Here is a 9,696-nt window from a genome sequence, read left to right as displayed (position 1 = left end):
CTTTTTATTGTTGATAAACCTGTACCGTAAACATATATGGACAATATTACTAAATATATTTCTGATATCACATATACATACAGTTCAGCAATATGTAGTAGAAAATAGAGATAGAATGTAATACAGAAACTGTAGAAATTAGGAAGCGAGCTGATTTCTAGCAATGCGGAAATCAGCTCGTTGGTCATAATAATTTCTTTTAACGTCTTTTTGTCTTAGATATAAATAGGCTCTGGATAGTTATTCATTTGGAACTATTACTTTGACAATGTTGTTTGCCCATTTTACAAGATACATTCCAATACCTTTTACGTGGAGTTGTGTTGGACCATTACTACTAACAGATTTATCTATAAGAGTCCCATTTGTGGTATAAAGCATTATAGGCTCATTTTTAGCAAGTCCTTCTATATTGATAATTCTGTGTGTAGTATAAATTTTAACAATATCATTCGTATTAGTTTCATTAATTCCGCTTGGATCTACACCGTTATAAGGCTTTGGTGCACTTGAACCATATTCTTCAATATCTATTGCAAAAACAGGCCAATTCTTATCTTTGGCAATTTTTACATCGCTTACCAGTGCCAAATTCTTTTCGAGTGCGCCCGTTATTTCTGTTACATAGAGTCCTTGCAAATTTAGTCCTCCATAGTCGTCCCATTCGTCTGAACCATAAGCAATATATACAGGTAGTGCTTTCATAAACTCTGTCATGCTTGTACCTTTAATATTATTGCGTTGCATTTCTATATGTCGTAAACTTGATTGTGGTGCTAACTTTATCTCAGATATTGCGTTGTTATAACAATTAACTTGTTCTACCTTTGGGTTTTTGCTAAGGTCGAGCGAGCCTTCAATAAGATTATCTCGACAGATTAACGAGGTGAGTACAGGGTTTTTACTAAGATCGAGTTGTTTTATCTTATTGCCGTAGCAACTAAAATCTGCGAGTGCAGGCATAGAATTGAGGTCTACTTTCTCCAAATCCTTGTTGTTACCACAGTAAAGCGTAGCTAATACAGGCACGTAGTTCACTTCTAGCTTTGTAAGTTCATTATCGTCGCAGTAGATTTCTCGTAATTGTGGTTGATTGGTAATAAGAATTGAAGATAGTCTGTTGCTACTACAATCTATCTTCGTAATTTTTCCGTAAAGCGTTACTTCGGTATCGGTAAGAATCAACTGGTCTTGAGCGTTGTACGATGCACCTTTTATTCTAATTTCTTCTCCTTCTTTTGCGCCAACTTTCAATGATAGGACGTCGCCCACAGCCCTATTGGTTTTTAAAACAATAGTATTGGGTTCTGTGCTTTCTTCATTAATGCCTAAAAAGTTTTCGTTCCACTCTTCGTTTGCTTCGTAACTTGCTTTCGCTCCGAAAGGCACATAAAGATAAGCAGTGTAGTTTTTAAACATAACTCCAAATGCTCCAGTATCAGCAGCAGGCGCCTTTATAGCAGCAACGTGTAGTTCGCGTAATTTTTTGCAACCATCTATTGCACCAACCTTCACTTCAGTAATAGAAGCTGGCCAATACATACGTTCTAAAGCCTCAGCATTGCAGCATAAACTAACAGGAATCGTTTTAACTCCTTCGTTAATATAAATATCCTTAAGGTTTACTGCACCTTCAAATATGCCTTGATAGATAGTTGTTGCTGTTGACAATGTTTTGTATAATGGTCTTTTATCTGCCAACGGATAGACAACAAGTGTGGCTTCGTCAGCATTATAAAGCACGCCATCTACCAGTTTAAAGTTGGGATTATTTTCGATTTCTATCTTTGCAAGTTGCTTACAAGCTGCAAATGCAGCTTGACCAATTTTCTCTAACTTATCATTTAGTATAGCCTTTACAATTTGTGTACCATATAAGGCATTGTCGCCTAATGTTTTTAACGATTTCGGAGCGTTGAATTCTGTAATTGCGGTCATATAAAGTGCATTTCTGCCAATAGTTTCCAGCCCATCAGGAAAATTAATCTCGGATAGATTAGAGCAGTTCATAAAAGCAGTTTCGTTCAGCTTTTTTATGTTTTGGGGTAATACGACCTTCTTTAATTTCAGGCATTTAAAGAAAGCACCGCTTCCTATTGCCGTTATTAATTTAGGAAACATCATTGTAGTTAGTGTTGGGTGCTTGCGTAAAGTGTAAGCCGGAAACGTTTTCGATTCTTTTCCTTCAGTATCTACAATGATTACATCTGTTAGATTTAATACTTCTAACGCACTTGCTTGCATAAGCCCATCAATATCCGAGGTATTAATTTTTCCAGTAACAGTTAGGTTCTTCACGGTTTTAAGTTCTTCGCCAAGTGTTACTGATAAAGTTCCTGGTTGTGCAACATCTACAGTTTTAGCCGTTTGTGCACTTGAAGTATAACAAAATAACAACGTTACAAGTAATGTAAGTAAATAAGTTTTTCTCATAACTGTGATGATTTAATTAGACATATAAATGATAACTCACAAGCGATTAATGATAAACCTCTTTTATCAATAAAGAAAAGTAGTTGAGGACTAGTCTCTTTTGGGACCAGTCCTCAATAAATTGAGTTTACACTAACTATGATGTTAGATATTAAATTCAATTTAGAATGTTATTTCAGAATACATTTTCTACCATTTACAATGTAGATACCTGGTTGTAGATGGCGGAGATTTTCTGACTTCTTGCATACTAATATTCCTTCAATAGAGTATACATCGTAAGCAATAGTTTCATTACGATTGATTGTTTCAATATCGTTTGAAACTTCTATGCTTACTGGAGCAGACTCTGAACCATCAAAGTATACAGCTGTAATGCTATAATCGCGGATAACATCTGTATTGTCTACCATATCTGTGAAGCTTGTTTCAGCAGTATTGCCTTTGAATTCTTTATTGCAATAAACATTGTAGCTTGATAGGATATTACCGGTTTCATAGCTTGCATCGTCAATCATAAAGATAGAGGCTTGCTCCTTAGAAGTATTCTGATGAATGGCAAAATATCGTGTTCCAGCAGGCAACTTAACAGTAACTTCTGTCCACTTAGCAGATTCTTGTACGTGGGTTTCACCAATCTTTACGAAGTTCAGTGTATCGGTTCCTGTAGAAGATGCCAACACATCGAACGTTTCTCGTCCGTTAGTTTCCGATTTGATATTGTTTACCCAGAAGTGAATAGTCTGCTCTTTGCCAGATAGTAACGGACTGATAAGCCAGTTGTTGGCTGTAACATATTCTGTTCCGCCTTTGTTGAACTGATATATAGAGACAGCTGCACGTTTACCAGAGTGTGGTGCCAAACCTTGTCCTGCTCCAAATACATCGCTTGGTTGCCAATTTACGAAGGCGAACTTCTCGTCTTGGTGCGGATAAGTTCCCTTCTCCGAAAGTGCACCTGCGTATCCATTGTCGGCATCAACAGTTGTCCAATCGCCAAAGGTAGTAGACCATGCAGCGTAGTTTTCAAAATCGTCTTCCACTACATTTGTTTCAATATATGGAGCTTTCCATGTCAGTTTCACTTTGTTTTCGCCAGCAGCTGTAACTTTAAGGTCTGTCGGGCTAGCAAGTTTTGCTGTAATCAGTCGTACAGATGCGCTAGCAGTATTATTATTTGTTTCGAGGTCGTTTTCCATCTCAATAGTGGCAGTAAGCTTCATTTCCTGCGATTGGTCTAACGATGTAGTCTTAACGGCTACAGGAATATTTGCTTGTTGCATTAATAGAAGGTCCTGATCGATGGTAGACGTGTACACTTCTTTCCCATTTGCTGTAACAATAAGCTTTGAACCACGAATGTTATCGAGTCCAGCGTTGGTTACTCTAACATCTAGATTAATAGGTTGTCCTTTCTTAACGCTTTCAACAGCTGTCATTGTTATGGCAGCATCTTTTTGTAATGGGTCTATAACGTTGATGTTATCTACATATATTGGGGTATTCTCGAGCGAAGCAGTTGCTGCACCACGTATTCTAATTCGGAAGTAATCTTGACTTAAGAGTTCAGTTGGCAAATCGAGTATTACGTGATTCCATTTTGCAGTACCAGTTGTTTCGGTTGATAGGTCGTGTGCCCAGAAGTTTATAGATGTCCCATCTTGTTTTACTAATTCGATAGCTAACGAACCTTTTGTGCCAGGTTGTGTATAATAATCGAATAGGAATTTTGGTGAAGCTGCACCTTGCAAACTAATCTTTCCTGTAACAATGGCAGCGGTTCCAGCTTTTGATGGATTGAAAACAATAGCTCCCCCATCGTTATCAACCGTTCTGTCGTTTACAATATCCCACGATATTTCTTTGTTAGGACGCTCAATAGCAAAGAACTGATTTTCGAGCGATAGGTCTTTGAAACTATTATGGAATGGAAGCATATAAGGAGTTCCAACAACTATTGCGCCCACACCATAAAGACTTGAACCCATCGATGTGTTGGCATTAACAGCCCATTGTTTATAGTCTTGCACACCTTCGTTATTTTGTAGCCCGTTTACAAGATATTCTGTGCCACCTTGTACCGAACCAATCTTTTCGCCAACAGCTCCAGCATCTGTTACATTATATATATCGTATCTTACTTCTGCTGGAACAATCACGCCTCCATTAGCGCCTTTTACATGTTGCCATGTTATTTTAGCAGAAGAGGTTTGGTCTATGACACGCACCGAAGGAACATCTGGCTTGTCTATACCTACACACACTTTCACAGTAGCTCGTTCGCCGGGTTCATCTCCGTTAAAGGCAATAATAGCATATTCGTTCTTGCCCCTTGTTGCTTTATCATCGGTTGCAGTGATGGTAATTCCTGTTGCAGGATTGTTTATAGTTTTAACAATGTAGTTGCCTTTGCGAATTTCTATCTTAGATATCGCCGACAGCGTAGTTCCATTTGTTGTCTTGGTAGGCGTTTTAAAAGAGAAGTTAGCCTTGAGTGCACCAGACGGATCGGGCGTTGCCTTTACTTCTGTTACAGCTGCTGGTCTTGAAGTTTCTGCCGATTCAATGAATAGAGAGTCCATATAAAGGAAATATGTTTCAGCATCAGATATAGCATGGAAACCAAAGTTATAGTCTCCATCTGTTGTTGGCGAGAATGTATTGCTGTAAGGCTGATATGCAATTGAAGTTAAATTGGTAGGAGGAAGAAGCTCATTGGTCATATTAGATACTGCATTTCCATTTCCCCATTTCACTTCAATGCGTTCAGGATAGTTCTCTAATCCAGCACGTGCCCGGAAGCTAAGTTTGTAGTTCTTTCCACCTTTGAGGTGTATAGAAGGCGTAATCAGCCAGTCGTCTCCGTTTATAAAACTATGCTTATAGAAGAAACAGTTGGTACTTCCACTAAGCCATTTCCACGTTGTACCATCGTGATTCGCATCAATAATAGTGTAGAGTTCTGCATCAGCCTCTGTTAAGAAATCGTCGAAGTAGGGAACTCTGAATGCGTTTCCTACAGTTTGTCCATTGCTCAATGCGAGTATACTCTGGTGTTTTTCGTTCTTTGCTCTAACAGCGTAGCTATATTTCTTTAGTAAATCGGCTGGAATGTTCTCGCTGTACGTAGTTCCTTCGTTATCGGTTGCAATAAGAATGGTATCGCCATCTACTACTTTATATATGTCGTACTTCAGCGAACCGAGATAACCATTGTGCACTCCTTTGGTTGGAGCTGTCCAGTTTAAGGTTGCATGGTTGGCTGCATCAATATTTAGTCGGACATTTTTTGCGGGCAATGGTGTGTCGAAACCAATATAAGCTTCCTGTTTCTTCTTCGGACTGCGCCCAATTTCGTTACTTACCGTAACGGCAATCTTGTTAATTCCTTCAGGCAATGTAACCGTAGCTTCGCACATATCGCCAGCCTGAACGGTTCCTGTTGCTACTTCGTTCTTATTGCTTGTAATGCTATAATCAAGAGTTCCATTTAACGATTTCCCACCGAATGTCTCATCGGGAGCACGGAACTTAATCTTACCAGTGAGCGATGCTCCTGTAAATTCGTAGCTAAGTGCGCTTACAGCTGCAGGGGCCTTATCGGCTGCTTTGGGAGCAGGAATAGTCAATGCCATAACATTAGTATTACCCAACGCACCAACTTGCGTAAGATGACCATCGGCTAAGTCTACTGTATAGAGCATTGATAAGCCAGTAGAGTCTACCGATGCCCAATAAAACTCATCGGTGCGGGGATCTATTTCTCCACTTTGGAAGTAGGCATTGCCGTCGTGGCGTGCTACTTGTATACCTGTTGAACCTTTTAGAGTTTCCTTTCCTGTTGTACGATTTATATGGTAGAAATTGCCATCGGTGGCAACACCGTATGCTTCACCATCGCTTGTAATACCCATTGCAACGTATTGGTGTGCCGATTGTCCAATAGTTGTTCTTGTCATCGTCTGGTAATCTATCACTCCAAACTCTCTCCGTGTAAGGTCGGCATTGTAGAACTGCCCAAACACTTCGCCTGTTTGTGGGTCGTTAGCAGTTTCAGTTGCCACAACACGATAGTCTCTTATTACTTCAGGTTCGCCTATCATTTCCCATGTTCGGGTGTCCCATGCAAAGTGAACAACTAGAATGATGCCCCAGCCCGAATAGGTTGTGTCGAGATAAACTCCATGTAATTGTTCCGCATCTTCGGCTAATCCGCTACCAGCATTGAAGTATCCTTTCTCGTATCCAGCTAAAGGATTGAACGAAATATTTTGTGTTGGATTGAACCAGCATACACCTACGAAGTTGTTTGAGAGGATATTAGCCCACATCTCGAGGTTCGGTAACACCGAAAGAGGGCGGTTTCCAAATTTAGGTGCGTACAATTTGTTTCCATCTGTGGGCTCACGTAATAGCGATGGTTTAGGTTGGGCTATCATCATTTGGTTTAGCAGTGGGAAAGTTTTAATTTCTTTAAACTTCGTATCTGCTTTCTTCGCTTGTGGTAACACCTTCTTTAATATAAAAGGTGCATCTGATTTCGGCGTGTTTTGTGCCGATGTTGATAATGCCATTATGCTTGCGATGGCAGCGATGGCAAGAAAATGCTTTTTTCTTTTCATGTTGAATTAGTATAAAATTATAAATTTGGGTAACTGTAGTATGCAACAATTGTGTTGTTTATATGTGTTTGCTAACTAAGTTTCGGGCAATAGACACATTGTTCAATATATCTGTTTTAGACGAAACAGATTCTAATATGTTAATAATAGGCTTTTTTCATAATAGTAATGTTTTATATGATACACAAAAAGATATTCAGATGCCTGCAAAGATATAATAATTGTAATTGAATACCAAATTTTATTGATAAATATTGCTCTTCCCATCTACTTTATTTTGTCAACAAAATAATTATGATGTATGCTTTTGTTAAATATGCTACTTAGAGTCTTCCATCTCTTTCTACTGGTTCTAAAAAATATATTTACTTTACTCAATTGGATAACAAAAATGTTCTTCTGAAGTTGTATACTGAATTGTATAACTCCAAAAGAACATTTAAATCTAAGTATTTAAGACAAAAGTCTACAATAGTGAATTCTTATATTTACATACGTAAATCTTTCCTTTAGAGTACGCTCGAATTAATTAAGTCTTTAATGAAGACCTACAAGAATATTTTATGTGTAGCATTTCCAACACGTACAATGTAAACACCCTTTGCAGGCATTCTTAATGTATAAGACTTTATCAGGTTGCCTTGCTCTATCATGGTTCCATCTATACTATAAATGGAATAATGAATAGGCGATGAAAGCAAATTAGGAATTTCTATTACGAGTTCGTTGTCTTTTCCATATACCCTACATTGTTCGTTTTTGCCCATCTTAGGCGAAACGATTCCGGTTGGGAACTTATCTGTTTCAATGATGTTCGTGAAGTAGTTCCAACCGAAAGCCTCACGATACTTTTCGCCTGAACCGATGGGAACGTAAACGGGAATATCACTAGGAGTAGATCCACCAAATGATTCATCACCGAAATTAACCATAGGATCATAATAACAAACGGGCGGTATTGGCGACATAGAATAAATCTTTTTTAGTTTCTCTAAATCCTCAAAAGCTTCTTTTCCGATGTATTCCATCGTAGCAGGGAAAACAATGGAGTCAAGGCTACAAGAACTAAAAGCACCATCACCAATCCATTTAAGTTTTGGGGGCAAATTGGTTTTAAGTTTTAAACAACCCTCAAAAGCTTCCTTATTAATTTTTGTTACAGATTCTGGAATTACTGTCTGTTCTAGCTCTATACACGAACAACAGAATTTATCAGGAATCTCTGTAAGCCCTTCCGGTAAAACAACTCTCTTTAATTTACTGTTAGAACCAAATGCTTCAAATCCTATCTTTTTTATAGTCTTGGGCAAGACAACTTCAGTAAGTCGCGCACCATGCATGCTTAAATATCCGATACTATCCAAGCCTTCTGGAAAATTCATATCATCTACTAAACTATCGAAAAATGCTAATATTCCTATAGTTTTGATAGTGGAAGGCAAAACAACTTTCTTGAGCTTGTAACAAAATTGAAAACATTGGGTTGGAATTTCCGTAACACCTTCAGGAATTATCAAAGGATTCACCGAGAGCCATCTATTTTCATCGAAACAATTGTTTCCCAACTTTCTCAACGAGGAAGGAATATTGATTGTTTCCAATGTTAATCCATAAAATGCATATTCACCAAACTCAGTAATATTATCGGGAAGAATAATACGGCGAATATCCAAATGGTTTCCAAATCTGGACTTATCCCTATCAACAAATCCAAAGTCTGGAATTTTATTGTTCTCAATCTGTGCATATTGCAAATTGACAATCCGCATAGAGCCATCTCTCGCACAACGAACAATTGTCTTAAAATCGGCTTTATTGATTGGACCATGTACAATTAATGAATCTATCTTGTCCCATTTATCACCCAATACTTGCTCCAACTCTCCATACTTGCTCACGTGAGCATCAAAGAAAGAGGCTTGTCCATATACCTTTTGAGAGGAAAAGAGAATAAAGGACAAAAACACAAACAAATAATAAAATCTTTTCATCATAACTTCAAAGTATTATATTAAAAAATCATGGCAACAGGGAAAGAGCATTCCCCGTTGCCGAAAAACAATAAATTATTTCTTATTAAACTTCTTGCTATCAACAATTTGACCATCTACAGAATATGTTAGTACATAGATGCCACTTGATAAAGAGGTTGTATTAAGCTGCATTTTTTTTGCTCCAATAGGAATATTCTTAGTCAACAGAATTGTTCCTTGTGCCAGACCACTTACTTGAAGCATGGCATCTTTTGAGTCAACAGGATTCTGTAACTCAACATCTATAAAATCATTAACCAATGTTGGGGTGATTGATTTTAATCCTGTTTTGCATTCCAATACAATACTTCCATGTGCCATTTCACCTTGAGAAGAATGGATGGTAACGGAGAATTCATTGTTCTTTGATGTCGGAATTACTCTAACCTTATTACCCTCTCCTATGTTTTCACCACTTCTGTTTGTCCAATTGGCAGAGTAGTCCATTCCTTGCCAATCTGCTGAAAGTTCATATTGTCCTCTTCCGATTTCAATTGGCACAATATCAATCGGCTTATGACTAAGTGTAGGAGCTTCCACGACAAAAGTTTCTCCACCTACAATATTGCCCTGCTCGTCTTTTTGAATCAAATCGAATGTATATGATT

General features: G+C 38.1%; 4 protein-coding genes. All 4 read right to left on the bottom strand.

All coding sequences use genetic code 11. From position 1 onward, the window contains the following. Positions 1-240 precede the first annotated feature (240 nt). Complete coding sequence (locus HMPREF9144_RS00560) at positions 241-2,433, bottom strand: leucine-rich repeat protein (RefSeq protein WP_006043819.1); 2,193 nt, start codon at positions 2,431-2,433, stop codon at positions 241-243. 170 nt (positions 2,434-2,603) lie between these two features. Then, positions 2,604-7,055: a choice-of-anchor J domain-containing protein gene (locus tag HMPREF9144_RS00555; protein WP_006043818.1), complete on the bottom strand. Its 4,452-nt coding sequence runs from the start codon at positions 7,053-7,055 to the stop codon at positions 2,604-2,606. 548 nt (positions 7,056-7,603) lie between these two features. Next, positions 7,604-9,046 carry a leucine-rich repeat domain-containing protein gene (locus HMPREF9144_RS00550; RefSeq protein ID WP_006043816.1) on the bottom strand — a complete coding sequence of 481 codons (1,443 nt, stop codon included), beginning with the start codon at positions 9,044-9,046 and terminating at the stop codon, positions 7,604-7,606. 75 nt (positions 9,047-9,121) lie between these two features. Beyond that, positions 9,122-9,696 (bottom strand): hypothetical protein (locus HMPREF9144_RS00545; protein ID WP_006043815.1); only part of this gene is annotated, 575 nt, incomplete at its 5' end.

It is taken from the genome of Prevotella pallens ATCC 700821, assembly GCF_000220255.1.
GTDB classification, from domain to species: Bacteria; Bacteroidota; Bacteroidia; order Bacteroidales; family Bacteroidaceae; genus Prevotella; species Prevotella pallens.
The sequence above is the reverse complement of the archived record's forward strand: the minus strand, read 5'-3'. Positions and strand labels throughout refer to the sequence as shown.

Bases quoted from the DNA above. Each gene is read 5' to 3' on its own strand.
- HMPREF9144_RS00560 (WP_006043819.1), bottom strand. From the start codon at position 2,433: ATGAGAAAAACTTATTTACTTACATTACTTGTAACGTTGTTATTTTGT.
- HMPREF9144_RS00555 (WP_006043818.1), bottom strand. From the start codon at position 7,055: ATGAAAAGAAAAAAGCATTTTCTTGCCATCGCTGCCATCGCAAGCATA.
- HMPREF9144_RS00550 (WP_006043816.1), bottom strand. From the start codon at position 9,046: ATGAAAAGATTTTATTATTTGTTTGTGTTTTTGTCCTTTATTCTCTTT.